Source organism: Gaiella sp. (assembly GCF_035710885.1).
In the GTDB taxonomy this organism is placed as follows: Bacteria; Actinomycetota; Thermoleophilia; order Gaiellales; family Gaiellaceae; genus Gaiella.
Window position 1 is genome coordinate 1 of the sequence record NZ_DASTCS010000006.1, and the last position, 23,846, is coordinate 23,846.

Genomic DNA, 23,846 nt, shown 5'->3' on the forward strand with positions numbered 1-23,846 from the left:
TCGGCGGCCTCGGCCTCGATGCGGGCGCGCTCGGCGGCCTCGGCCTCGATGCGGGCGCGCTCGGCGGCCTCCGCCTCGATCCGGGCCTGTTCGGCGGCCTCGGCCTCGATGCGGGCGCGCTCGGCGGCCTCGGCCTCGATCCGGGCCTGCTCGGCGGCCTCGGCCTCGATGCGGGCGCGTTCGGCGGCCTCCGCCTCGATCCGGGCCGCCTCCTCGGCCACGGCGCGTGCCCGCTCCTGTGCCTCGACTTCGAGCCTGGCTGCCTCCTCCTCCGCTTCGCGGCGGGCGGCCTCCTCGGCCTCGGCGCGCGCTCGTTCCTGCGCCTCGGCTTCGGCGCGGGCCGCCTCCTCGGCTTCCCGACGCGCCGCCTCTCGAGCCTCGCGGCGTGCGGCCTCCTCGGCCTCGGCGCGTGCCCGCTCGGCCGCCTCGGCTTCGAGCCTGGCTGCCTCCTCCTCCGCTTCACGGCGGGCAGCCTCCTGGGCCTCGGCACGGGCTCGCTCGGCCGCCTCTGCTTCCAGCCTGGCTCGCTCCGCTTCGACCCGCGCCCCGTCCTGCGCCTCCGCCCGCGCGCGCTCCGCCGCCTCCGCTTCGACGCGGGCGCGCTCGGCCGCCTCCGCCTCGAGCCTCGCGGCCTCCTCCGCCTCCTGTCGGGCGGTCTCGTCGGCGTCGAGCCCGACGGGCTCGAGCGTCTCCACCGGGTCGGGGACGACCGTCAGCATGGGGACGATCACCCCCGCCGTCCGGTCGTCCAGCGCCCTGAGCTCCGACCGGCGGATCTTGCCGCTCACCGTCTTCGGGAGCTCCTCGACGAAGGCCATGGCGCGCGGGTACTTGTAGGGGGCCGTCACTGCCTTGACGTGCTCCTGCAGCTCCACGGCGAGGCGGCTGCTCGGCTCGTGGCCGGGGCGCAGCACGACGAAAGCCTTGACGATCTCACCGCGGTCGAGGTCAGGCACGCCGACGACTGCGCTCTCGGCCACGGCGGGATGCTCGAGAAGGGCGCTCTCGACCTCGAACGGCCCGATCCGGTAGGCGGCGGACACGATCACATCGTCCGCGCGCCCCACGAACCACAGGTAGCCGTCCTCGTCGCGGATGGCCCGGTCGCCGGTGACGTACCACTCGTCCCGGAACGCCGCCTCGGTCTCCTCGGGCGCTCCCCAGTAGCCCGTGAACAGCGTGGGCGGGCGGCCGATCAGAGCGAGGTCGCCCTCGACTCCCGGGGCGCAGACGTGGCCCGCCTCGTCGATCACCGAGACGTCGTGGCCGGGCGTGGGGAGGCCCATCGAGCCCGGCCTGATCGGGGCGCCGGGCATATTGGCCACCAACAGCGAGTTCTCGGTCTGCCCGTAGCCGTCGTGGATCGTGAGGCCGAGCGCGTCCTGGAACCGGGCGATCACCTCCGGGTTGAGCGGCTCGCCGGCCGAGACGGCATGCCGCAGCCTCGGCAGGTGCGCGATCCCGAGCGTGTCCAGCTTCGCGAGCATCCGGTACTCGGTCGGTGCCTGGCAGAGGACCGTGACCCCGAGGCGCTGGATCAGCGAGAGTCGCTCCTCGGGATCGAACGGGCCCTCGTGGACGACGACCTCGGCGCCCTGCGACCACGGGCCCAGGAGCACGTTCCAGATCGCCTTCGCCCACCCCGTGCCGGCGGTGCACCAGACGATGTCGCCCTCGTGCGCGTCCAGCCAGTGAGTGGCCTGCGTCCGCTGCGCCCAGGTGTAGGCGTGCGTGTGGATCACGCCCTTCGGCTCCTTCGTGGTGCCCGAGGTGTAGAGGATGAACGCGGTCTCGCCCGCCGTGGTGTCCTCGGTCGGCGCGACGGGCATGTACCGGCGGAGCTCGTCGAGCGCGTCGTCGAGGTAGACGACGGACACCGTCGCGCCGACCTGGTGCCGCATCTCCTCGATCTCGATCTCGAGCGACCGGTCGGCGACGACCAGGCGGGCACCCGAGTCACGGACGCGGAACGCGAGGTCTCGCGCCCGCAGCATGTCCGGGCACGGGACTGCCACGAGACCGCTCTTGAGCGCGCCGAGCATGGCGCCGTGCCAGCCGGGAACCTTCCCGACGGCGATCAGCACGCGGTCGCCGCGATCGAGGCGCGTCCGCAGCAGGTGCGCCCAGCGCGCCGCGTCCCCCGACACGTCCGCGAACGTGCGGCGGTCGACGATCCCCTCGCGGTCGACGAACGTCAGCGCGGAGCGCAAGGGGTCGGACGCGTACGCGTCGACGACGTCGCGCGTGAAGTTGAACCGCGCCGGAACGTCCCAGCCCGGAGGAAAGGGGCCAGCGCGCGGGACGTCGTCGGCCTTGGCCCGCCTTCGGAGGATCGGCATCTCAGAGACTCCGGCGCGTCACGCCGACTCGCTCTCCCACCGGTCCCGGTAGTCGTCCCGGACGGGTCGGAAGACGTCCAGCACGAGGGCGCCGTCCGGGCCGCAGTAGGCGGAGTGCTCCACGCCGCCGGGGAGGACGTAACCCTCCATCGGCCCGAGCTCGTGCGCCACGTCGTCGACGACGAGCGCCTGCATCCCGCGCAGCACCAGACCGAGCTGCTCGTGCGGGTGGCTGTGGAGCGGGACAGTCGCTCCGGGCTCGAACTCGATCACGTTGAGCATCGCGCCCTCGCCGAACAGCGGGCGCCCGATCACACCCTCGGCGAGCTCGAATGGACGGACCTCGTCGAAGTGCACGAATACAGGTTCCACGGCCATGACTCTACTCCGCCCTCAAGTCGGCAAATTCGGCCCCGGACTTGATCGATGATCGATCGAAACGGGCCAGGCGGTATCGTCCGAAACCGTGGCGACGATCGCGCAGGACCTGGTTCGCACACAGGCCTACGTCGACGGCCGCTGGACGGAGGCGGAGGACGGCGCGACCTTTCCGGTCGTCAACCCGGCGACAGGCGAGACGATCGCCGAGGTGCCGCGGCTCGGAGCAACGGAGACGCGCCGCGCGATCGAGGGCGCCTCGCGGGCACTCCCCGCGTGGAGGTCGCGGAGCGCGAAGGACCGCGCGCGGGTCCTCACCCGGCTCGCCGCGGCGATGGGCGAGCGGGAGGACGACCTCGCGTCGTTGATGGTGCTCGAGCAGGGCAAGCCGCTCGCCGAGGCGCGGGCCGAGATCGCGTATGCGCTCTCCTTCTACGAGTGGTTCGCCGAGGAGGCGAAGCGCCTCGACGGGTCCATCATCCCGTCGCCCTGGCCCGACAAGCGGATCATGGCGACCCGCGAGCCGGTCGGGGTCACGGCGGGGATCACCCCGTGGAACTTCCCCTCCGCGATGGTGACCCGCAAGTCCGCCCCCGCGCTGGCGGTCGGGTGCACGATGGTCCTGAAGCCGGCCGAGCAGACACCGCTCTCCGCCCTCGCGGTCGCCGCGCTCGCCGAAGAGGCGGGAGTCCCACCGGGGGTCTTCTCCGTCGTCACCGGCGATGCCGACGACGCCCCGGCGATCGGCGTCGAGATGACGTCCAACCCGCTCGTGCGCAAGCTCGGCTTCACCGGCTCGACGGAGGTCGGGAAGCTGCTGATGCGCCAGTGCGCGGATCAGGTGAAGAAGGTCTCGTTGGAGCTCGGCGGCAATGCCCCCTTTATCGTCTTCGACGACGCGGACCTTGACGTCGCGATCGCCGCGGCGCTCGTGTGCAAGTTCCGCAACTCGGGACAGACGTGCATCTCCGCGAACCGTCTGCTGGTGCAGAGCGGGATCTACGACGACTTCGTCAAGCGCTTCTCCTCGGAGGTCGAGGCCCTGAAGGTCGCGGACGGCTTCGCCGACGGCGTGCAGGTGGGGCCGCTGATCGACGAGCCCGCACTCGACAAGGTCGAGACGCACGTGGCCGACGCGCTCGATCGCGGCGCGGAGCTCGTCACCGGCGGCGGGCGGATCGAGGGGCAGTTCTACCGGCCGTCGATCCTCACCGGCGTCGCGCCGGAGATGCGCATGAGCCGGGAGGAGACGTTCGGCCCGGTCGCCGCGATCGCGCGGTTCGAGACGGAGGACGAGGCGGTCACGATCGCGAACGCGACGCCGTACGGTCTCGCCGCCTACTACATGACCGGCGACCTGGCCCGCATGTGGCGCGTGGGCGAGGCGCTCGAGTACGGGATCGTAGGCGTCAACACCGGCCTCATCTCGACCGAGGTCGCCCCGTTCGGAGGGGTCAAGGAGTCGGGGATCGGTCGCGAGGGGTCGAGCTACGGGGTGGACGACTGGACCGAGCTCAAGTACTGGGCCGTGGGCGGCCTGACACCGGCGTCCGGGGGAATCCGGTGATCGTCGAGCAGCGCGACTACCACGTCCACACGGGCAGGCTCTCCGAGCTCGTGCGGCTCTACGCCACCGAGGGGATCGCGATCCAGCAGGAGGTGCTCGGGGGCTTCCTCGGGGCGTTCACCACCGACGTGGGCGCCCTCTCGACCTACACGTCCCTGTGGGGCTACGAAAGCTACGCAGAGCGCGAGCAGCGCCGCGCCGTCCTGCAGGCGAGGGGGGACTGGCAGGCGTTCCTCGAGAAGATCCAGCCCCTCATCCACGTGCAGCAGAACCGCATCCTCGTCCCGACGTCGTTCTCGCCGATCGCGTAGGAACCGGTGTGGGCCAGCTCGAGGGGAAGGTCGCGCTCGTCACCGGGGCGGCCCAGGGAATCGGCAGGGCGATCGCCGTCGGCCTGGCGGCGGAGGGCGCCCGGATCGTGGTCGCGGACCTCGAGCGGGCCGAGGAGGAGGCGAGGGCGTTCCCCGACGGCGTCGGCCTGACCGTGGACGTCGCCGAGGAGGCCGCGGTCGCGCAGATGGTCGAGGAGACGGTCGTGCGTTGCGGCGGCATCGACGTGCTCGTCAATAACGCGGGCCTCTATGCCTCCCTCGCGATGCGCCCCTTCACCGAGATCCCGCTCGAGGAGTGGCGGAGGGTGATGGACGTCAACGTCGCCTCGATGTTCCTCACGTGCCGGGCCGTCGTGCCTGCGATGCGCGAGCGCGGCGGCGGCGCGATCGTCAACATCTCGTCGGGCACGCCTTTCCGCGGCGTCCCGTTTCTCCTCCACTACGTGACGAGCAAGGGGGCGATCGTCGCCTTTACCCGCGCGCTCGCGAGGGAGCTCGGCAAGGACGCGATCCGGGTGAACTGCGTCGCACCCGGGTTCACGATGTCCGACGGCGTCAAGCAGCACCCCGAGGTGATCGAGCAGCTCCGAGACGTGTCCGTGGCGGCCCGGACGATCCAGCGCGACCAGGAGCCGGAGGACGTCGTCGGCGCCGCCGTCTACCTCTCGGGCCCCGCAGCGTCGTTCGTCACCGGCCAGACGATCGTGATCGACGGCGGCCAGTACTTCCATTGAGGCTCTCGCTGTACCACTTCGCCACCGGCGTCGAGACGATCGGTGGGAACCGGGTCGTGTACGACCTCCAGCGGGGGACGGCCCGCTTCGGCGCGTCGACGGTCGACGGGGAAGCGCTCGTCTGGCAGCTCGACCACGCCGAGGCCGACGCCGAGGGTGCGCTCGTCTCGCACTTCGTGCAGCTCGACCCGTACGCCTCGTGGGTCGTCCGCTGCGACCGGATCGACTTCCCTCGCGGAGCCGTCGCCCACCGCCACACGCACCCCGGCCCCGGGATCCGCTACCTCCTGCGGGGAGAGCTCGAGATCGAGACCGGAGGCCGCTCGACCTTCTTCGGCCCCGGAGGCGCCTGGTTCGAGAGCGGGCCCGATCCCGTCGTCGCGCGCGCGTCGGTGCACCTCGAGACGTCGTTCGTGCGAACGCTCGTGCTCCCGGCCGAGTGGGCCGGCAAGCGGACGATCCGCTACCTCGAGCCGACCGACGCCGTGGACGTGAGACAGTCGGCGACGGTGCTGCTCGAGCACGCGATCGCACTGCCGCGGTGAGCCGCACCGGCGGCCGGATCCTGGTCGACCAGCTCGTGCTCCACGGCGCGGATCTCGCCTTCGGCGTGCCGGGCGAGAGCTACATCGACGTGCTCGACGCCCTCCGCGACGGCCCCGTCCGCTACGTGACGTGCAGGCACGAAGGCGGCGCGGCCAACATGGCGGAGGCGTACGGCAAGCTCACCGGCACGCCCGGACTCTGCCTCGTCACGCGCGGTCCGGGTGCGACCCAGGCCTCCGTCGGCGTGCACACCGCGTTCCAGGACGGGACGCCGCTGCTCCTGCTCGTCGGCCAGGTCCCGCGGGAGGATGCGGAACGCGAGGCGTTCCAGGAGATCGACTACCGGCGCATGTTCGGCCCACTCTCGAAGTGGGTCGCCCAGGTCGACCAGGTGGAGCGGATCCCCGAGCTCATCGCGCGCGCTTTTCGCGTGGCGACCTCCGGCCGGCCGGGCCCGGTCGTCCTGGCCCTCCCCGAGGACGTGCTCGCCGAGCGGGCGGACGTGTCGGACGCGTCGCCGTACTCCCCGGCACAGGCTGCGCCGGCGGTGGCCGAGCTCGAGGCCCTGCGACGGGTGCTCGGGTCGGCGGAGCGCCCGCTCGCGGTCGTCGGCGGGCAGCCCTGGAGCGCCGAGGCCGGCGCGCGGCTGGCGGCGTGGTGCGAGGCGAGCGGCGTCCCGGTCGCCACCGCCTGGCGCTGCCAGGACTACGTCGACAACGAGGCTCGCTGCTACGCCGGCCACCTCGGGCTCGGAGCCGACCCCGCGCTCCAGGCCCGCCTGCGGGACGCCGATGTGCTGCTCGTGGTCGGCACGCGCCTCGGCGACATCGAGACGACGGGCTACTCGACGATCGTGCCGCCGGGCCCCGGGCGGACCCTGGTGCACGTCCATCCCGACCCCAACGAGCTCGGCCGCGTCTACGAGCCTGCACTCGGGATCGTCGCCTCCGGCCCGCGCTTCGCCGAGGCGCTCGCGGAGCTGCCCCCCCTCGACGGCCGCGTCCGCAGAAGCGACCTCGAGGCGGCCTTTGCCGCGAACCGTGCGACGCTCGAGGCGCGCGAGCTGCCGGGGCCGATCGACCTGGCCGGGGTGATGGCCGTGTTGCGCGAGCGGCTGTCGCCGGATGCGATCGTGACGAGCGGCGCCGGCAACTTCACGGTGTGGGCGCACAGGTTCTACGTCTTCCGGAGCTTCCGGACGCAGCTCGCGCCGCTTTCCGGCGCCATGGGCTACGGGCTCCCCGCCGCAATCGCGGCCAAGCTCGTCCACCCCGAACGTGACGTGGTGTGCATCGCCGGCGACGGAGACTTCCTCATGTCCGCGCAGGAGCTCGCGACGGCGCGGCAGTACGACGCCCCGGTCGTGGTGCTCGTCGTCGACAACGGGATGTACGGGACGATCCGCATGCATCAGGAGCGCCGTTATCCGGGTCGGGTGAGCGGGACCGACCTCGCAAACCCGGACTTCGCCGCGCTCGCGGAGGCGTTCGGCGGACACGGCGAACGGGTGGCCCGGACCGACGAGGTGCCCGCCGCTCTCGAGCGCGCTCTCGGGGCGGGAGTGCCCGCGGTGCTCCATCTTCCCGTCGACCCGGAGGCGCTCACGCCGCGAAAGACGCTCTCGGAGGTCCGGGCGGAGGCCGGCGGCTGAGCAAAACCACGATCTGTGCAGGTTGTTCTTCCCAAATGCCCCGCTCGCACGTACCATGCGACCGGCGAATGAGACACTGCGGAAGACACCTCCTCGCGCTGGCCGTCGGGGCCGTCGTGGCTTCGATCGCCGTGGCGAGCATCGGCGCGGCGACGGGCGTCGTCGCACGCTCGGGCGGCGTGCAGCTCGACCTGCCGTCCGGCTGGTCGAAGGTCGTCCCGACACACGAGGACCGGGTCGAGGATCCCCGCACGCTCCTCGTGATCGGGACCGACGGCGTCAAGGCGATCGAGAGCGACTGCCAAGTGTCCTCCTACCGGGTCCCGGCCGACGGGGCTGTCGTCGTCGTCATCGGCTGGCGCGACTCCGTGGGCGCCTCTGGCTTCCTGCCCCTCTCGACGATGAAGCTCCGGCGAGGGACGTTCGAGTGCTTCCCGGGGCGAGGCGCCGTCGGGCGGATCATGCGCCGCGACCGCGACTTCCAGGTCAACGTGATGGTCGGCGACCGGGCCAGCGCGGCCACGGTCGACGCCGCCCTCGACGCCGCCCGGTCACTCGGCCTCGCGCCGCGCGCCTGACCGCCGCTCGGTGGCACAGCGTCGGGAGTACAGGGTCGCCGGCCAGGCCGAGCCCATCTCGCATTTCACCGACGCCGTCCAGGCGGGCGACCTCCTCTTCGTCAGCGGTGTCGTCCCGGTCGACGTGAACCGCGAGCTGGTCGGGGGTGACGACGTCGTCGCCCAGGCTCGCGCGGTGTTCGCCAACATGCGCGACGTGCTCGCCGCTGCCGGATGCACGTTCGCGGACGTCGTCAAGGTGACCGTGTTCCTCACCGACATCGGCGACCGGGCGCTCGTCAACCCCGTCCGACAGGAGGTGTTCGGCGACGCACGCCCGGCCTCGACCCTCGTCGAGATCTCGGCGCTCGTGATCCCCGGCGCGCGGATCGAGGTCGACGCCGTGGCGTTGATCCCGTCGTGAGCGAGCGCGGCGACCCGTTCAACGCCGGGATCACCTGGCTGGACGAGCCGCTCCGCCGGAGCGAGGACGGCCCACTGGCGGGACGCACGCTGCTCGTGAAGGACCTGATCGACACCGCGGGGGTGCGCACGACATACGGCTCGCAGGTCTACGCGGATCACGTCCCGACCCGCAACGCGACCGTCGTCGATCGCCTGCTCGACGCCGGCGCCGTCGTGCTGGGCAAGGCGAACCTCGCGGAGTTCGCGTGGGGCGTCCTCGGCACGAACGAGTGGTACGGGACGGTGCACAACCCGGTCCGGCCCGGCCTGACCACGGGCGGGTCGTCGAGCGGCAACGCGGCGGCGATCGCCGGTGGGCTCTGCGACCTCGGCATCGGAACCGACACGGGCTGCTCGGTTCGCCTTCCCGCGGCCGCATGTGAGCTCGTCGGGCTGAAGACGCGGCACGGGACGATCCCGATCGACGGCGTGTTTCCCCTCTGCCCGTCGTTCGACACGGTGGGGCCGCTGGCCCGGTCGGTGGGCGACGCGGCCGCTCTCTGGTCGGTGCTCGCCGGGCGTCCCGTCCCCGAGCCGAGGCTGAGCGGGCTCACCGTCGGGCTCCTGCGGCGCGCGCCGAACCTGGCAGACGGACGGGAGACGGAGAGGAGCGACGCCGCCGAGGCATGGGTCGAACGGCTCGAGTCGCTGGGCGCGCGCGTCGTCGAGGCCGAGGTCCCGGGGCCGCCCGCCGACACGTGGCCCGTGTTCCTGCACGAGGCCGCCCGCTCGCATGCCGAGACGTTCCCCGCCAGGGCCGACGAGTACGGTCGCGTGATCCGCGCCAAGCTCGACGCCGCGCAGCGCGTCGAGATGGATTCCGTGACCGAGGGCTACCGCTCCCTCCTGGCGTGGCGCCGGCTCGTGCCGGAGGTCGACCTCTACGTGAGCCCCTGCGTCGCGATCGACTGGCCGCCCGAGGACGTCGACGAGCTCGACGTGCGCCTGCCGCTCTCGTCGTTCCTGCGGTGGGTGAATCTGCTCGGGTGGGCCGGGCTCGCGATCGGGAACCTTCAGCTGGTCGCCCCGGCGAACGAGACGGTGCTCGCCGCGGGCCTCGCCTGGGAGCGAGGCGGCTGACCGCCGCGCCTTCGACCGGCGAAGAATCGATAATCGGTGAAGTTGAAAGCCCTCCGGTGGGGGGATAGGCTTCGCGCCGAGTGGGCAAGCGGGCTCGCACATCGCGTCTGGAGGCGCCTCCGTCCCCGGATACGGTGACAACCGCGTGACGGAACGGCTTCGACAACTTCCGCTCTCGCAAGCCCTTCCACTGGGCATCGCGGGTGCGGCCGTCCTGTTCGCGCTGCTCTACGTGATCGTGATCGCCGACCCGTTGACGGGCGCGACGGGAAACTGGCGGACCACGAACGTCGGCTCCGCAATCGACAACCCGGGGGCTTTCGCCTACACCCTGCTGGACGCCGTCACCTTCGCGGGCCTGCTCTTCATCGTCGCGAGCGGGTTCTCGCTCATCTTCGGCCTCATGCGCGTCGTCAACATGGCGCACGGCTCGCTGTACCTCCTTGGCGGCTACGTCGCATACGAGATCCAGCAGGAGATGACGGGCCAGGGGTTCTCCCTCCAGCCGGCGGAGGTGACGACCTGGGAATGGGTGCTTCCGCTGCTCGTGGCGATGGGGACGATTGCGCTCTTCGGCGTCGTGATCCAGCAGCTGCTCCTCCGGTGGAACCAGGGGCAGGACCTGCGTCAGGCTCTGATCACGATCGCCGTCTCGGTGATCGTCGCCGACCAGGTGATCGCGCACTTCCCACGTCACGTCCCCGAGGGCTCGCAGCAGTTCGGGGGGAATGCAGTGAGCCTCGGCTGGCCCGGCTGGACCAACCGTCTCGTCGACCTCCAGATCTGGGGCGTGCAGTATTCGCTGGCGCGCCTGACCATGCTCGCTCTCGGGGTGGCGGTCGGGGTCGCGCTCTGGCTCTGGCTCTATCAGACCAAGACGGGGATGGTCATCCGCGCAGGCGTCGACGACCGGCAGATGACCTCGGCGCTCGGCATCAACATCCAGGTCTTCTTCGCGATCGCGTTCGCCGTCGGGGCCGCCCTCGTCGCGATGGGCGCCGTCGTCCAGAGCTCGCAGGGCAACATCTCGCAGGGTCAGGACGGTGTCTGGCTGCTGAACTCCCTCGTCGTCGTCATCATCGGAGGCATGGGGTCGCTCCTGGGCGCCGTCGCCGGCTCTTTGCTGTTCGGTCTGGTCTCGGCGTTCTCGGTCACGTACCTCCCGGTTGCCGGGTCGGACTGCTGCACGCAGTACTCGCCGGTGCTGACGTTCGTGCTGATGGCGCTCGTTCTCGCATTCAGGCCGCAGGGGCTCTTCGGGAGGGCCGGGTGAGCGTCGACACCACGAAGACCGTCGTCGAGCGTGTTATCGGAGTCGGGGTGCTCATCCTCGCGCTGCTCGCGCCGATGCTCGTCACCGACTTCTGGATGGACACGGTGCTCACCCAGACGTTCATCCTGGGTATCGGCGCCGCGAGCCTCGTCTTCCTGTCCGCGTACGGAGGGATGATCTCGCTGGCGCAGGCGGGCCTGATGGGGATCGCCGGGTACGCGCTCGGGAACATGGTCTCGCAGCGAATCCCCGGCGGTGAGACCAAGGGCCTCACGCTCGGCTGGGACCCGACCCTCGCCGTGGTCCTGGCGATCCTGCTGGCGGTCGGGATCGGGTTGCTCTTCGGCGCGGTGGCGTCACGGAGCTTCGGGATCTACTTCCTGATGCTCACGCTCACCTACTCGGTGATCGCGTACCTGTTCGTCAGCCAGGTGACGCAGGTGGGCGGCTTCTCGCCGATCGCCGGCATCGACGAGTACACGCCGGGGTTCATCGGCGACGTCGTCAACGACCGGCAACGGCTCTACTACGTCGCGCTCGGCGTGGCGATCGCCGCGTACGTGCTGATCCGCTACCTCGTGCGGACGCCGTTCGGGATCTCCCTCCAGGGGATCCGGGACGAGCCGTTGCGGATGGCGTCCCTCGGCTACAACGTCGCGCTGCACCGGACGCTCGCCTTCGGCATCGGCGCGCTCGTGGCCGCGGTCGGGGGCGTCCTCTTCGCATGGTGGTCGGGCCAGCTCTCGCCCTCCAACATCGGCCTGCAGGCGACAATCGAGCTTCTCGTGATCGCCGTGATCGGAGGGCTGATCCGCATCGAGGGCGCATGGCTCGGAGCGTTCGCCTACATCGTGATCAACAACGAGGTGACGAACAGGATCCCGTCGGACGGCCTGCCGGTGATCGGCGGTACCTTCAACACCGTCATCGGCCTCATCTTTCTCGGCATTGTCATCGTCTCACCAGATGGGCTGATGGGGCTCTGGGACCGACTCTGGGATCTCGCACGCTCGCGGGAGCCCGAGCGGCCTGCCCCGGAGGCGAGTGTGAGTGCGGCGAGCTGAGTCGGAGGTGGGATGAGCGGGAGGCGAGAAAGGAGGTCGGTGGCGACTCGATGACGACGGCGACGAAATTCACGAAGTACCTGTGCACCCAACGAAGGAGGAACGGGAGATGAGACGACCACAGGGGCGGGTACTCCGCCTCCTGGGCTCGGTGGGGTTGCTCGCGGTGGCGATCGCAGCGATCACGTCCGCGTCCTCGGCGGCCCCGTCGGGGGCTGTTCGCGTGGCGGTCATGAGCGATTGCAAGGGCGCATTCGGGTTCGCGCAAGAGCTCGGGATCGGCGGCGCCCAGACGGCCTTCGCCCAGTACGCGGGCGGAAAGCCGAAGAACAAGAAGAAGCCGTCGGCGGGCATGACGGGCATCAAGGCCGGCGGCAAGACCGTCAACATCGTCGGCTACGGCTGCGGTGACGACACGCCGGCGACGGCGCTCAAGGAGACACGCCGCCTGATGCAGCAGCTCAGGGCGGACGTCCTGGTCGGCCCGCTCTCGGGTGACGAGGCGGTCGCGATCGCGAACTGGGCGAAGCCGCGGCCGACCAAGACCGTCATCATCGGCACGGCCGGGTCGCAGGACCCGACGCTGCAGATCGCGCCGAAGAACGTGTTCCGCTACCACGGCGACGGTGCCCAGTGGAACGCCGGGCTGGGCGAGATCGTCTACAAGAAGCTCGGCTGGCGCACTGCCGCGATCATCATGGACGACTACAGCTTCGGCTGGACGTCCGCGGCCGGCATCATCGCCGACTTCTGCGCGATCGGCGGCAACATCACCAAGCGCGTGTTCCCGCCGCTGAACACGACCGACTACTCGTCGTACGTCCGCCAGCTGCCCCAGCCGGGTCAGGTGGACGGGTACTTCTGGGTCGTCGGCGGTACCGGCACCGGGCCGGCGCTGAAGGCGTTCGAGCAGGCCTACGGCCCCATCAAGCCGACGCAGCACTCGGGGAACCTGTTCCTCTGGTTCCTGACGGGGAAGGACGACGTGGCGCCCCGCATGATCGGTGCCTACGTCGGCGGCTTCGGCACGGCCCCGGGCCTGAAGACGAGAGCCGTCAACCAGTACCACGCCATCGTCAACAAGTGGTATCCGGGTCAGCCCGCTGACGACGGCTTCTTCTACAACTACTACCAGGCCACCCGGGCGCTGATCACCGGCCTGAACGCCTCCGGAGGATCGGTCGGGGCGAGGCTGCAGAACGCCCTTCCGAAGACCCTCTCGGCTCCGTTCGAGCTCTCCGACCGGGGGAACGTCAGGCTCGACGCGAACCGGCAGGCGATCCAGGACCAGTGGCCCGTGCAGATCATCAAGGGCCCCGACGGTGGTCCGGCTGTCACGCTGACGGGGTACGTCCCCAACGTCAACCAGACGTTCGGCGGCCTCTTCCAGAAGACGAGCCCCCCGCCCGGCCGCACGCAGCCTCCGTGCGTGAAGAAGACCCTGCCGTGGCAGGGGAAGATCCGCGAGGTGAAGAACGGCGTCGTCACGAACACCGTCATCAAGTGAGGCAGTGAGCGACGCAGCACCATCCGTCGACCACGCCGAGCCGACCCTCCGCTTGCGGGGGGTCGGCCGGCGCTTCGGCGGGTTGCTCGCGGTGCGCGACGTCGACCTCGACGTCGCGCAGGGCGAGCGTCGTGCGGTGCTCGGGCCGAACGGCGCCGGCAAGACCACGCTCTTCAACCTCATCTGCGGCGACATACCCCCGTCGGGCGGCACGATCGAGCTCTACGGCGAAGACGTCACCGGGAGGCCCGCCCGGGCGCGCGTGAAGCTCGGGCTCGCCCGCACGTATCAGCAGTCCAGGCACCTTCTCGGGCTGTCGGTCGAGGACAGCATCTACCTGTCGATCGTCGGCTTCGAGGGCGGCCGCCTCCGGCCCGTTGTCCTACCGCGACGCGACAGGGAGATGCGAGAGCGGGCGAGGGAGGCCGCGGGCCGCGTCGCGATCGACCACAAGCTCGGCGAGCGCGTCGGCGACCTCTCGCACGGCGAGCATCGCCAGGTGGCGATCGCGATGGCGCTCGCAGCCCAGCCCCGCGTGCTGATGCTCGACGAGCCTGCCTCGGGGCTGTCCCGCGGCGAGCGAGTCCTCCTCACCGAGCTCCTCCTCGAGCTCGATCCGTCGATCACGCTCGTCCTGATCGAGCACGACATGGACATCGCGCTCCGGGTGGCAAGCAACGTGACGATGATGCACGACGGGCGTGTGATCGTCGAAGGGACGCCGGACGAGATCCGCGCCAACGAGACGGTGCACGACCTGTATCTCGGCCGAGGCCACCGCGATGAGTGAGCCGGCCGCGGCACCGTCCGGGTCATCACCGCCCGGCGAAGCACGGGCAGGGGCGTTGCTCGAGGTCGAGGGCCTGAGCGCGTTCTACGGGAAGGCGCGGGCGCTCGACGACGTGAGCTTTCGCATGGAACACGAGTCGATCGCGATCGTCGGCCGCAACGGGATGGGAAAGACGACGCTGTGCAACGCGATCATGGGCATCTCGCCCCCGACGGCGACCGGCTCGATCCGCTTCGCCGGCGACGAGCTGGTCGGGGGGAACTCGTATCGGATCGCCCGGCGTGGGATCGGCTACGTCCCGCAGGGGCGGCGTCTCTTCCCGTCGCTCACCGTCGACGAGCACCTCCGGATCGCCTCGCGCGGGGCGGGCGGCGGCGACGGGGGCCACGAGTGGAGCCGTGACCGTGTCTACGAGCTCTTCCCCCGCCTCGCCGAGCGCAAGCGAAACGGCGGCGCGCAGCTCTCCGGGGGCGAGCAGCAAATGCTCGCGATCGGCCGCGCGCTCGTCACGAACCCGCGGCTGCTCGTGATGGACGAGCCGTCGGAGGGGCTCGCACCCGCGATCATCGAGAACATGATCGAGACGTTCCAGCAGCTCGAGCGGGAAGGCCTCGCGATCCTGCTGATCGAGCAGAATCTCGGTGTCGCGACCGCGCTCGCGGAGCGGCAGCTGATCATGGTCGCGGGCAACATCGCCGCGGAGACCACGGCCACGGCGCTCTCCGCCGACTCCGAGCTTCAGCGGCGCTACCTCGGCGTGGAGCCGCTCGCACACTAGTCTTCCCCGCGCTTGCGTCCCTGCCGCCCATCGTGACGACCAGGTCGATCCTCGCTGCCGGCGCGGTCGGGTGCCTGCTGCTCGTGAGCGGGTGCGGCAACTCCGGGCCGAAGGGCGACGACATCGCCTTCGTCAGCTCGCGAGACTCCTACTACGCGATCTACCTCATGGACGCGGACGGATCGGGCCAGCGACGTCTGACGGAGGAGGTGGGCGACCCCTCCACCCCCGAGGGAGTCCAGTTCCAGACGGATCCGGCGTGGTCGCCGGACGGGACCCGGATCGCGTTCGCAAGCGCGCGAGAAGGGTCGTTCGACATCTACGTCATGAGTGCCGACGGCACGGGCACGAAGCGGCTGACCTCCTCGAGTGCACAAGACCGGAGCCCATCGTGGTCGCCGGACGGCAGCCGCATTGCGTTCTCCCGTTCGAGCGACGGTGGCAAGGTGTGGCTGATGGACGCCGACGGGACGGACGTGCGTCGTCTGACCGACGAGCTCGCGGAGGAGGGAGAGCCTTCGTGGTCGCCGGACGGGCGCTGGATCGCATACACCCACCGCGCGCCCGGGACCGACGTACGCGAGATCTGGGTCGCGCGCCCCGACGGCTCCGGGCGGCGCGGCGTGACGACGCTCGGAGGCAAGAGCTATGCCCCCGACTGGGCGCCCGACTCCACGCGCCTCGCCTTCTCTGCGTCCCGTGACGGCGTTCGCTACGGCATCTACACGGTCGGCATCGACGGGAAGGGCCTCCGCCGTCCGGTCCGCTCGCCGGGCGACGCCTTCGAGCCGGCGTGGTCGCCGGACGGCACCGAGATAGCGTTCTCGCGTGACGGTGCGATCGTCGTGACGACGCTCGCCGGTGTCGAGCGGCAGCTCACCGACCCGGAAGACAACGACTCCAGCCCGGCGTGGAACCCGAGGCCGGAGACGGACAAGGAGGGAAGCTGATGCCCACCGTCGTCCTCGTCGGCACGCTCGACACGAAGGGAACGGAGTACGCCTTTCTCGCCGACCGGATCCGTGAGCACGGCATCGAGGTTCTGCTGGTGGACGCGGGGATCGTCGGCGGGCCGCTCGCGGCTCCCGACGTGACCCGCGACCAGGTCGCCGCAGCGGTCGGCGCGGACGTGACGGCGCTCGCCTCCGCGGGCGACCGCGGAGCCGCGATCGAGACCATGGCCCGCGGCGCCGCGGAGGTGGTCACCCGGCTCCACGCGGAGGGGAAGCTGGACGCGGTCGGGGGCCTGGGCGGGTCGGGCGGCTCTGCCCTGGTCACGCACGCCATGCGCGCGCTGCCAATCGGCGTGCCCAAGCTGATGGTCTCGACGGTTGCCTCCGGGGACACGAGCCCGTACGTCGGGTCGGTCGACGTGACGATGATGTACTCGGTCGTCGACATCGCCGGCATCAACCAGGTGTCGGCGCGGATCATGGCGAACGCCGCCGGCGCGCTGGCGGGGATGGCCAAGGCGACCGTGCCGCCGCTCGGTGAGGAGAAGCCGATCGTGGTCGCATCCATGTTCGGGGTGACGACACCTGCGGTGACGACGGCACGCGAGCGGTTGGAGGAGCTGGGCTACGAGGTGCTCGTCTTCCACCAGACGGGCGCGGGCGGAGGATCGATGGAGAAGCTGCTCGAGGCCGGCTTCGCGGTCGGCTCGCTCGACGTGACGACGACGGAGTTCTGCGACCAGGTCGCGGGCGGCGTGCTCGCGGCCGTGCCGGAGCGGCTGGAGTCCGCCGGCGGGGCGGGCATCCCGCAGGTGGTCTCGCTCGGTGCGCTCGACATGGTCAACTTCGGCCCGATGGACACCGTCCCCGAGCGGTACCGCGACCGGAACCTGTACGTCCACAACCCGACGATCACGCTGATGCGGACGACGCCGGAGGAGTGCCGCGAGATCGCGAGGATCGTCGCCGGCAAGCTGAATGCGGCGACCGGGCCGACGGTGCTGTACGTGCCCTTGAAGGGCGTCTCCGCGATCGCGACCGAGGGTCAGGTCTTCCACGACCCCGAGGCGGACGAGGCGCTCTTCTCCACTCTGCGTGAGCTCGTCGACACGTCGAAGGTGGAGGTCCACGAGCTGGAGCTCGACGTGAACGACCCCGAGTTCGCGCTCGCGATGGCGAACCGCCTGCACGCGCTTGTCGCGGAGCGATCCTGATGGCCGAAGCGGACATCTTGACGAGAACCGGTGTCAGACACCGTTCGCTGTCAAGAGCACGCGTGTGCCAACTTCGTGCCGGGCGCTCCACAGCTCGAACGGCGTCGCGATCGGCGCGGGCGGCCGTCGAGCGGGCGCGGACCGCCGCCATCACGTGCCCCGTCCGCCGCGCCGGGGCGATCGGTGTCAGACACCGGTTTGTGTCAACCCCGGCGCGTGCCGAGTTCGTGTCAATCGCTCGACAGGACGACAGGCGCCCTGTGGAAGGAGTCGAGCCGTGACGAGGAGCGAGGCGCTTTCGAGGCTCCGCGCCCAGATCGACGAGGGGAAGCCGATCATCGGCGCGGGTGCCGGGACGGGGCTCTCCGCGAAGTGCGCGGAGGCGGGGGGCACCGACCTGATCATCATCTACAACTCGGGCCGCTACCGGATGGCCGGCCGCGGCTCGCTCTCCGGCCTGTTGCCCTACGGCGACGCCAACGCGATCGTCGTCGACATGGCGAGCGAGGTGCTCCCGATCGTGAGAGAGACGCCGGTGCTCGCGGGCGTGTGCGGCACCGACCCGTTCAGGCTGATGGGCGTCTTCCTGGACGAGCTCGCGCGGATCGGCTTCAGCGGCGTCCAGAACTTCCCGACCGTCGGCCTGTTCGACGGGACCTTCCGGCAGAACCTGGAGGAGACCGGCATGGGGTACGGGCTCGAGGTCGAGATGATCCGCCTCGCCCACGAGAAGGACCTCCTGACCGCCCCCTACGTCTTCACGGTCGACGAGGCGGTCGCGATGGCCGAGGCGGGCGCCGATGTGCTCGTGCCGCACATGGGGCTCACGACCGGCGGTGCGATCGGGGCGGGGACGGCCAGGACGCTCGACGACTGCGTCCCGCTCATCCAGGCGATGCACGACGCCGCGAAGGAGATCAACCCGGCCGTGATCGTGCTCTGCCACGGCGGCCCGATCGCCGAGCCCGACGACGCCGCGTACGTCCTCGCGCACACCGAGGGCGTGGTCGGCTTCTTCGGCGCCTCGTCCATGGAGCGCCTGCCCACCGAGACCGCGATGACCGAGAACATGCGCCGCTTCAAGGCGATCCCCGTCTAGAGCAAAGGAGACAGCCACCGTGAGCAGGTTCGTGATGAAGGACGAGGTCGAGACGACGGACTTCGACTGGGGGAGCGCGGGAATGCGCGGCGCGCCCACGACCACGGGGTGCGAGAGCTACGTGGTGATGGACGTCGAGCTCGCCCCGGGCTTCGCCCACCCCTTCCACAAGCACCCCGACCAGGACGAGATGATCATCGTCACGTCCGGGAGGATCGTGCAGTGGCTCGACGAGAACCAGCGCGAGCTCGGTCCCGGCGACTCGGTCCACATCGACAAGGACGTCGTGCACGGGTCGTACAACGACTTCGACGAGCCGGCCAAGCTCCAGGTCGTGCTCGCGCCGGCGCACGGCGAGGGCGGCTACGTCGCCGTCGACGTCTCCGCCGAGGCGCCCTGGGCGACGCTCCGTAGCTGAGCCCTGAACCGCGGGCTAGGACCACCTGAAGGCTCGGCGCGCACCCTTCGGTCGACCTCGACAGCCGTCGAGAGGCGCGAGGGCCGGAACACGGCCCTCGCTGCCGGCTACACGCGCTCTGCGGCGACCAGCCGGTCGTATGCGGGGAGCGTCAGGAACTCGACGTAGTCGGGCTGCGTGGCGATCCGCTCGAACAGCGCCCGCGCGTCGTCGTAGCCGTCACCGAGCTTGGCGACCTCCTCGTCGGTGATCCGCCGCACGTCGTCCTCGCTCACGCGGTCGTGCCGGAGCCACTGCCAGATCTGCGACCGCGAGATCTCCGCCGTGGCCGCGTCCTCCATCAGGTTGTTGATCGCGACGGCGCCGGCGCCCTGCAGCCAGGCAGCGAGGTACTGGATCCCGACCGACACGTTGTTGCGCAGGCCCTGCTCCGTCACCTCCCCGGGGGTGGCGGCGACGTCGAGGAGCTCGGACGGGCCGACCGCCACGTCATCGCGCTGCCGGTCGATCTGGTTCGGCCGCTCGCCGAGCACGCGGTCGAACGCCTCGAGCGCGACGGGGACGAGATCGGGGTGCGCGACCCACGTGCCGTCGAAGCCCTGCGACGCCTCGCGCTCCTTGTCCTCCTGCACCTTCTCGAGCGCGATCGCGTTCACCTTCGCGTCGCGGCGTGAGGGAATGAACGCGGCCATGCCGCCCATCGCGTGCGCGCCGCGACGATGGCACGTCTTCACGAGGAGCTCGCAGTACGACCGCATGAACGGCACCGCCATCGTCACCGCCGCGCGGTCCGGGAGCACGAACTCGGGCCGGTGACCGAGTTTCTTGATCACGCTGAAGATGTAGTCCCAGCGACCGGCGTTGAGGCCCGCGGAATGGTCCCGCAGCTCGTGGAGGATCTCGTCCATCTCGAACGCGGCGAGGATCGTCTCGATCAGCACCGTGGCCTTGATCGTCCCGCGCGGGACGCCCAGGCGCTCCTGCGCCCACACGAAGACGTCGTTCCAGAGCCGCGCCTCGAGATGTGACTCGAGCTTCGGGAGGTAGAGGTAGCGCCCGTTCCGGCCGTGGTTGCGCAGGAAGTAGAGGCCGAAGTCGAACAGCGACCCCGAGATCGGCGCCCTGTCGACCTCGAAGTGGCGCTCCTCCAGGTGCCAGCCGCGCGGGCGCACGAAGAGGACGGCGACCTCGTCGTTCAGCGTGTACCGCTTGTCCCCGGTGTCGAGCTCGATCGTCCGGTCGAGCGCGTCGGTGAGGTTGCGCTGCCCCTCGATGCAGTTCTCCCACGTGGGCGAGTTCGCGTCCTCGAAGTCCGCCATGAACACGCGGGCTCCCGAGTTGAGCGCGTTGATGACCATCTTGCGGTCGACGGGCCCGGTGATCTCGACCCGCCGGTCGGCGATCTCGTCCGGGAACGGCGCGATCCGCCAGTCGCCGGCGCGCACGTCCGCGGTCTCCGGCAGGAACTCCGGCAGCTCGCCGCCCGCGAGCCGCGCCAGGCGCTCCGCCCTCCGTGCCAGCAGCTCGCGTCGCCGCTCGCCGAACTCGCGCTCCAGGTCGGTCAAGAACGTGACCGCGTCGGCGGTCAGGACGTCGTCGACGTTCACGGGCGTGAGTCTCTCATCCGGCGGCTCTCGCGGAGCGGGAGCCGTGTAGGAGGCTCGATGCCCTCCCCGCGCGCACCCCTGACCCACATCGAGCCTCTAGTCGTTCTCGTGGTCGCGCTCGCAGTGCTCCGGGCACGTGCACGGGGCCGATTCCGCCCGCGTGACGATCGGCGGCCACGTGCCCAGGTCATGATCACGCAGTTGCGGCGGCGAAGCCGACGCCGTCAGGGATGTGCCCCGCCGGAGGCGGGGATCGAGCGGCGGGAATCCGCTCGGCGGATTCGCGCTTCGCGAACGAGACATCGTGCTCATGCGGCGCTCCTCTCCTGGTCGAACTGCTGCTCCTCCGTCGAGCCGGTCAGGGCGAGCGTCGACGACGCGCCGCCCGAGACGGCCTGCATCACCTGGTCGAAGTACCCGGCGCCGACCTCGCGCTGGTGGCGGGTGGCGGTGTAGCCCTCGTCCTCGAGCGCGAACTCGCGCTCCTGGAGCGTGACGTAGGCGCTCATCGCGTCCTCGCGGTAGCCGCTGGCGAGCTCGAACATCGAGAGGTTGAGGGCGTGGAACCCGGCCAGGGTGATGAACTGGAACCGGTAGCCCATCCGTGCGAGGTCCCGCTGGAACCCCGCGATCTGCTCCTCCGAGAGATGACCACGCCAGTTGAACGACGGCGAGCAGTTGTAGGCGAGGAGCTTGCCGGGATGGTGCTCGTGGATCGCCGCCGCGAACGCCTCCGCCTCGTTCAGGTCGGGCGTGGAGGTCTCGCACCAGACGAGGTCGGCGTACGGCGCGTACGCGAGCCCGCGCGCGATGGCCGCGTCGAGGCCGTCGCGCACGCGGAAGAATCCCTCGGGCGTGCGCTCGCCGGTGCAGAGCTCGCGATCGGCCTCGTCGACGTCCGTCGTGAGCAGCGAGGCCGAGAGCGCGTCCGTGCGCGCCACGATCAGGGTCGGCACGTCGAGGACGTCGGCGGCGAGCCGCGCGGCCACGAGCGTGCGGAGGAACTGGCTCGTGGGCACGAGCACTTTGCCGCCCAGGTGACCGCACTTCTTCTCCGACGAGAGCTGATCCTCGAAGTGGACGGCCGCGGCGCCGGCCTCGATGTAGGCCTTCATGATCTCGAACGCGTTCAGCGGCCCGCCGAAACCGGCCTCCGCGTCGGCGACGATCGGCGCGAGCCAGTACGTCTCGCCGTTGCCCTCCCCATGGTTGATCTGGTCGGCGCGGAGCAGCGCGTTCGAGATCCGCCGGGCGAGAGCGGGGCCCGAGTTCGCCGGATAGAGGCTCTGGTCCGGATAGGTGCCGCCGACGAGGTTGGCGTCCGCCGCAACCTGCCAGCCCGAGAGGTAGATGGCCTCGAGGCCCGCCTTCACCATCTGCACCGCCTGGCCGCCCGTCATGGCGCCGAGGGCCGCGACCCACTCGCGCTCGGCGAGGAGCGTGCGAAGCCGCTCGGCGCCGAGGCGCGCGAGCGTGTGCTCGATCCGCACCGAGCCGCGCAGACGCTCGACGTCGTCGGGGGAGTAGGGGCGAAGCAGGGTTTCGGACATCGACATCTCCTTTTCGGATCCAGTACCTGGCATACTTGGATCCTAAACGTCGCGATTGGCGGCTGCAAGGGCCTTATTCGTCAATTTCGGATCCAAGAACGCCGTCTTGGGATGCCGTTGCCTACACTCCCTGCGTGCCGACACTGTCCACGAAGGCCGACGACATCGCCCGGGTGCTCGAGGACGAGATCGTGGGCGGCGTGATCCCGCCGGACACGGTGCTCCGTCAGGAGTTCCTCTCGGAGCGCTTCGAGGTGAGCCGCACGCCGGTGCGCGAGGCCCTGCGGCGGCTCGCGGCGCTCGGCCTGGTCTCCTTCGAGCCCAACCGCGGCGTGCGCGTGCGCTCGATCTCCGCCCACGAGCTGCGGGAGGCCTTTCTCGTCCGTGCGGAGCTGGAGGCGCTCGCAACCGAGGTGGCGACGCCCAAGCTGACGCCGGACGACCTCGCCGAAATGGACAGGATCGAGCGGCGCTTCGGCGAGCTGACGCTCGAGCTGCGCGCGCAGGCACGGAGTGGCGCACCGAGGGACTCGGCGCTCTTCGTCGAGTGGATGCAGGCGAACTACGCCTTCCACGACGTCATCTACCGGGCCGCGGAGCTCCCCCTCGTGGAGCGCATCGCGAAGGGCGCCCGACGGACGTTCATGGGCGACCGTGCCTGGCGCGCCCGCGCCGAGCTCGACGAGCTGTACGCGAAGAACGACCTCCAACACCGTGCGATCCGGGAGGCGATCGGCGCCGGCAGCGCCCAGGCGGCACGCGTCCTCGCACGCGAGCACGTGCTCTCGTCCAACCGGCTGATCGAGGTGGTGCTGGAGACGCTCGGGGCGGCGGGCCGCGAGCCGGGGTGGGGTCGTTGACGCGGGGGAACCCCATGGTTCCCAGCGAGCCCCCTCCTTCGGCGCGGGATTGCCGACTGCAGCCGGCCTCTCGGGCGGCATAGTCGCGCTCCGGCCGCCACGGCTCGCTCTCAGAGCACGGAAGAGCGACCCACCTAGAACGTGCCGAAGCGCTCGTACGCGTCGAGCGGTGACATGCCGTCGCGCACCGCGACCCTGATCGCGCTCTCGGTCCCCACCTTCGCCTCGGCCGCCGCCAGGACGCCCGCGGCGATGTCGAGTGGGACGACGACGACGCCGTCCTCGTCGCCGACGACCCAGTCGCCGGGCTCGATGCGAACCGTGCCGATCGTGATCGGCTCCTGCGTCGCGGTCACCTCCCAGCGCCAGGTCGAGTCCTCGGGCGTGACGAAGCGGGTGAACACGGGAAAGCCCTCCGCCTCGATCAGCCGCACGTCGCGACAGCCGCCGTCGATCACGCACCCGGCCACGCCCCGCGACGCCAGGGACGTCGCCGACAGCTCGCCGAAGTGTGCCGAGCGGTCGTGGTGGCACTGGTAGACGGCGACGTGGCCGGTCGGCACCGCGCCGAGCATCGCGAGCGTCTTGCGGACGGCGGCGTCCCAGTCGTCGTGCTCCGACGGGGCGCCCTCGACGGTGAAGGCCTCGCCGGCTAGCCTCATCCCGTCGGCGAGCGGGCGGATCGGGGCCGGGAGCGTCTGCTCGCGACGGCCGAGGTCGTCCATGACGTCCACGAGCGCCGCCGTGGGCACCGCTCCGAATCGCTCACGCACGCAGCGACTCTATTCGGCGGCGCTACCCGGCGACGACCAGCCGGTCGAGCGGAACGTCGCGGAGCCGCGTCACGACGCCGCCGGGCCGGCGCACGACGACTTCGCGGACGGCAGTGGCGTCACCGAGGCCGAAGTGGAGCCGCGGGTCCTCGGAGGAGAGGTAGCTGCTTCCGGCGCGGGTCTCCCGGACGAGCCGGCGCCCGTCTCGGAGCACGACGGTCACCACCGCGCCCGGCACGAAGGGGCGCAGAGCCACCTCGAGCCAGTGACCCTCGGCTCCGTCGTTGCGGAACAGCTGCAGGGCGCCGCCG

At 70.8% G+C, this 23,846-nt stretch carries 24 protein-coding genes; 18 read left to right on the forward strand and 6 right to left on the reverse strand.

The window, feature by feature from the left end; genetic code table 11:
* Both VFO26_RS01800 and VFO26_RS01805 read right to left on the reverse strand, forming a co-directional pair.
* The coding region (locus tag VFO26_RS01800; protein ID WP_325113160.1) for an acyl-CoA synthetase at window positions 1-2,339 on the reverse strand (2,339 nt) is incomplete at its 3' end.
* An 18-nt stretch (window positions 2,340-2,357) separates the two neighbouring features.
* Complete coding sequence (locus VFO26_RS01805; protein ID WP_325113161.1) at window positions 2,358-2,711, reverse strand: cupin domain-containing protein; 354 nt, start codon at window positions 2,709-2,711, stop codon at window positions 2,358-2,360.
* A gap of 94 nt (window positions 2,712-2,805) precedes the next feature.
* On the opposite strand from VFO26_RS01805, the gene VFO26_RS01810 reads away from it, so the two are divergent.
* The 17 genes from VFO26_RS01810 to VFO26_RS01890 all read left to right on the forward strand — a co-directional run bounded on the left by VFO26_RS01810 (window position 2,806) and on the right by VFO26_RS01890 (window position 18,745).
* The gene (locus tag VFO26_RS01810) at window positions 2,806-4,284 is read left to right on the forward strand and encodes an NAD-dependent succinate-semialdehyde dehydrogenase (protein ID WP_325113162.1); all 1,479 of its coding nucleotides are present in this window, start codon (window positions 2,806-2,808) and stop codon (window positions 4,282-4,284) included.
* Entirely contained in the window at window positions 4,281-4,595 is a 315-nt protein-coding gene (locus tag VFO26_RS01815; RefSeq protein WP_325113163.1) for an NIPSNAP family protein, read from the forward strand. The genes VFO26_RS01810 and VFO26_RS01815 overlap by 4 nt, the downstream gene beginning before the upstream one ends.
* An 8-nt stretch (window positions 4,596-4,603) precedes the next feature.
* The gene (locus VFO26_RS01820; RefSeq protein WP_325113164.1) at window positions 4,604-5,350 is read left to right on the forward strand and encodes a glucose 1-dehydrogenase; all 747 of its coding nucleotides are present in this window, start codon (window positions 4,604-4,606) and stop codon (window positions 5,348-5,350) included.
* Window positions 5,347-5,895, forward strand: coding sequence for a hypothetical protein (locus VFO26_RS01825; RefSeq protein WP_325113165.1), 549 nt, complete (start codon window positions 5,347-5,349; stop codon window positions 5,893-5,895). The genes VFO26_RS01820 and VFO26_RS01825 overlap by 4 nt, the downstream gene beginning before the upstream one ends.
* Complete coding sequence (locus VFO26_RS01830) at window positions 5,892-7,547, forward strand: thiamine pyrophosphate-binding protein (protein ID WP_325113166.1); 1,656 nt, start codon at window positions 5,892-5,894, stop codon at window positions 7,545-7,547. Before VFO26_RS01825 ends, VFO26_RS01830 begins: the two co-directional genes overlap by 4 nt.
* 68 nt (window positions 7,548-7,615) lie before the next feature.
* Window positions 7,616-8,125 (forward strand): hypothetical protein, encoded by a 510-nt coding sequence (locus tag VFO26_RS01835; protein ID WP_325113167.1) that lies wholly within the window; start codon window positions 7,616-7,618, stop codon window positions 8,123-8,125.
* 10 nt (window positions 8,126-8,135) lie between these two features.
* The gene (locus VFO26_RS01840) at window positions 8,136-8,528 is read left to right on the forward strand and encodes a RidA family protein (RefSeq protein ID WP_325113168.1); all 393 of its coding nucleotides are present in this window, start codon (window positions 8,136-8,138) and stop codon (window positions 8,526-8,528) included.
* Complete coding sequence (locus VFO26_RS01845) at window positions 8,525-9,649, forward strand: amidase (RefSeq protein ID WP_325113169.1); 1,125 nt, start codon at window positions 8,525-8,527, stop codon at window positions 9,647-9,649. The genes VFO26_RS01840 and VFO26_RS01845 overlap by 4 nt, the downstream gene beginning before the upstream one ends.
* A gap of 145 nt (window positions 9,650-9,794) precedes the next feature.
* On the forward strand, window positions 9,795-10,922 hold the full coding sequence (locus VFO26_RS01850) for a branched-chain amino acid ABC transporter permease (RefSeq protein WP_325113170.1): 1,128 nt from the start codon (window positions 9,795-9,797) through the stop codon (window positions 10,920-10,922).
* Window positions 10,919-11,986 carry a branched-chain amino acid ABC transporter permease gene (locus VFO26_RS01855; protein ID WP_325113171.1) on the forward strand — a complete coding sequence of 356 codons (1,068 nt, stop codon included), beginning with the start codon at window positions 10,919-10,921 and terminating at the stop codon, window positions 11,984-11,986. Before VFO26_RS01850 ends, VFO26_RS01855 begins: the two co-directional genes overlap by 4 nt.
* Before the next feature lie 109 nt (window positions 11,987-12,095).
* Window positions 12,096-13,493, forward strand: coding sequence for an ABC transporter substrate-binding protein (locus VFO26_RS01860; protein WP_325113172.1), 1,398 nt, complete (start codon window positions 12,096-12,098; stop codon window positions 13,491-13,493).
* 4 nt (window positions 13,494-13,497) lie between these two features.
* Window positions 13,498-14,283 (forward strand): ABC transporter ATP-binding protein, encoded by a 786-nt coding sequence (locus tag VFO26_RS01865; protein ID WP_325113173.1) that lies wholly within the window; start codon window positions 13,498-13,500, stop codon window positions 14,281-14,283.
* A complete protein-coding gene (locus tag VFO26_RS01870) occupies window positions 14,276-15,061 on the forward strand; it encodes an ABC transporter ATP-binding protein (RefSeq protein WP_325113174.1) in 786 nt (261 codons plus the stop codon). Before VFO26_RS01865 ends, VFO26_RS01870 begins: the two co-directional genes overlap by 8 nt.
* A 32-nt stretch (window positions 15,062-15,093) precedes the next feature.
* On the forward strand, window positions 15,094-16,011 hold the full coding sequence (locus tag VFO26_RS01875) for a hypothetical protein (protein WP_325113175.1): 918 nt from the start codon (window positions 15,094-15,096) through the stop codon (window positions 16,009-16,011).
* Window positions 16,011-17,228 (forward strand): Tm-1-like ATP-binding domain-containing protein, encoded by a 1,218-nt coding sequence (locus VFO26_RS01880; RefSeq protein WP_325113176.1) that lies wholly within the window; start codon window positions 16,011-16,013, stop codon window positions 17,226-17,228. The genes VFO26_RS01875 and VFO26_RS01880 overlap by 1 nt, the downstream gene beginning before the upstream one ends.
* A gap of 277 nt (window positions 17,229-17,505) precedes the next feature.
* Window positions 17,506-18,327, forward strand: a complete 822-nt coding sequence (locus VFO26_RS01885) for a phosphoenolpyruvate hydrolase family protein (RefSeq protein WP_325113177.1) — start codon at window positions 17,506-17,508, stop codon at window positions 18,325-18,327.
* Between the two features lie 19 nt (window positions 18,328-18,346).
* Window positions 18,347-18,745 carry a cupin domain-containing protein gene (locus VFO26_RS01890; RefSeq protein WP_325113178.1) on the forward strand — a complete coding sequence of 133 codons (399 nt, stop codon included), beginning with the start codon at window positions 18,347-18,349 and terminating at the stop codon, window positions 18,743-18,745.
* 107 nt (window positions 18,746-18,852) lie between these two features.
* On the opposite strand, the gene aceB is transcribed toward VFO26_RS01890, so the two are convergent.
* Both aceB and aceA read right to left on the reverse strand, forming a co-directional pair.
* Window positions 18,853-20,352: a malate synthase A gene (gene aceB / locus VFO26_RS01895; protein WP_325113179.1), complete on the reverse strand. Its 1,500-nt coding sequence runs from the start codon at window positions 20,350-20,352 to the stop codon at window positions 18,853-18,855.
* Between the two features lie 308 nt (window positions 20,353-20,660).
* A complete protein-coding gene (aceA, locus tag VFO26_RS01900; RefSeq protein ID WP_325113180.1) occupies window positions 20,661-21,902 on the reverse strand; it encodes an isocitrate lyase in 1,242 nt (413 codons plus the stop codon).
* A gap of 134 nt (window positions 21,903-22,036) precedes the next feature.
* Between aceA and VFO26_RS01905 the strand changes: the two genes are divergently transcribed.
* Complete coding sequence (locus VFO26_RS01905) at window positions 22,037-22,762, forward strand: GntR family transcriptional regulator (protein WP_325113181.1); 726 nt, start codon at window positions 22,037-22,039, stop codon at window positions 22,760-22,762.
* 134 nt (window positions 22,763-22,896) lie between these two features.
* Here the strand turns inward: VFO26_RS01905 and VFO26_RS01910 are convergent, their stop codons facing one another.
* Together VFO26_RS01910 and VFO26_RS01915 are read right to left on the reverse strand one after the other, a co-directional pair.
* On the reverse strand, window positions 22,897-23,535 hold the full coding sequence (locus tag VFO26_RS01910; RefSeq protein WP_325113182.1) for an RraA family protein: 639 nt from the start codon (window positions 23,533-23,535) through the stop codon (window positions 22,897-22,899).
* A gap of 22 nt (window positions 23,536-23,557) precedes the next feature.
* Window positions 23,558-23,846: ASPIC/UnbV domain-containing protein (locus VFO26_RS01915; protein ID WP_325113183.1), on the reverse strand; the 289-nt coding region annotated here is incomplete at its 5' end.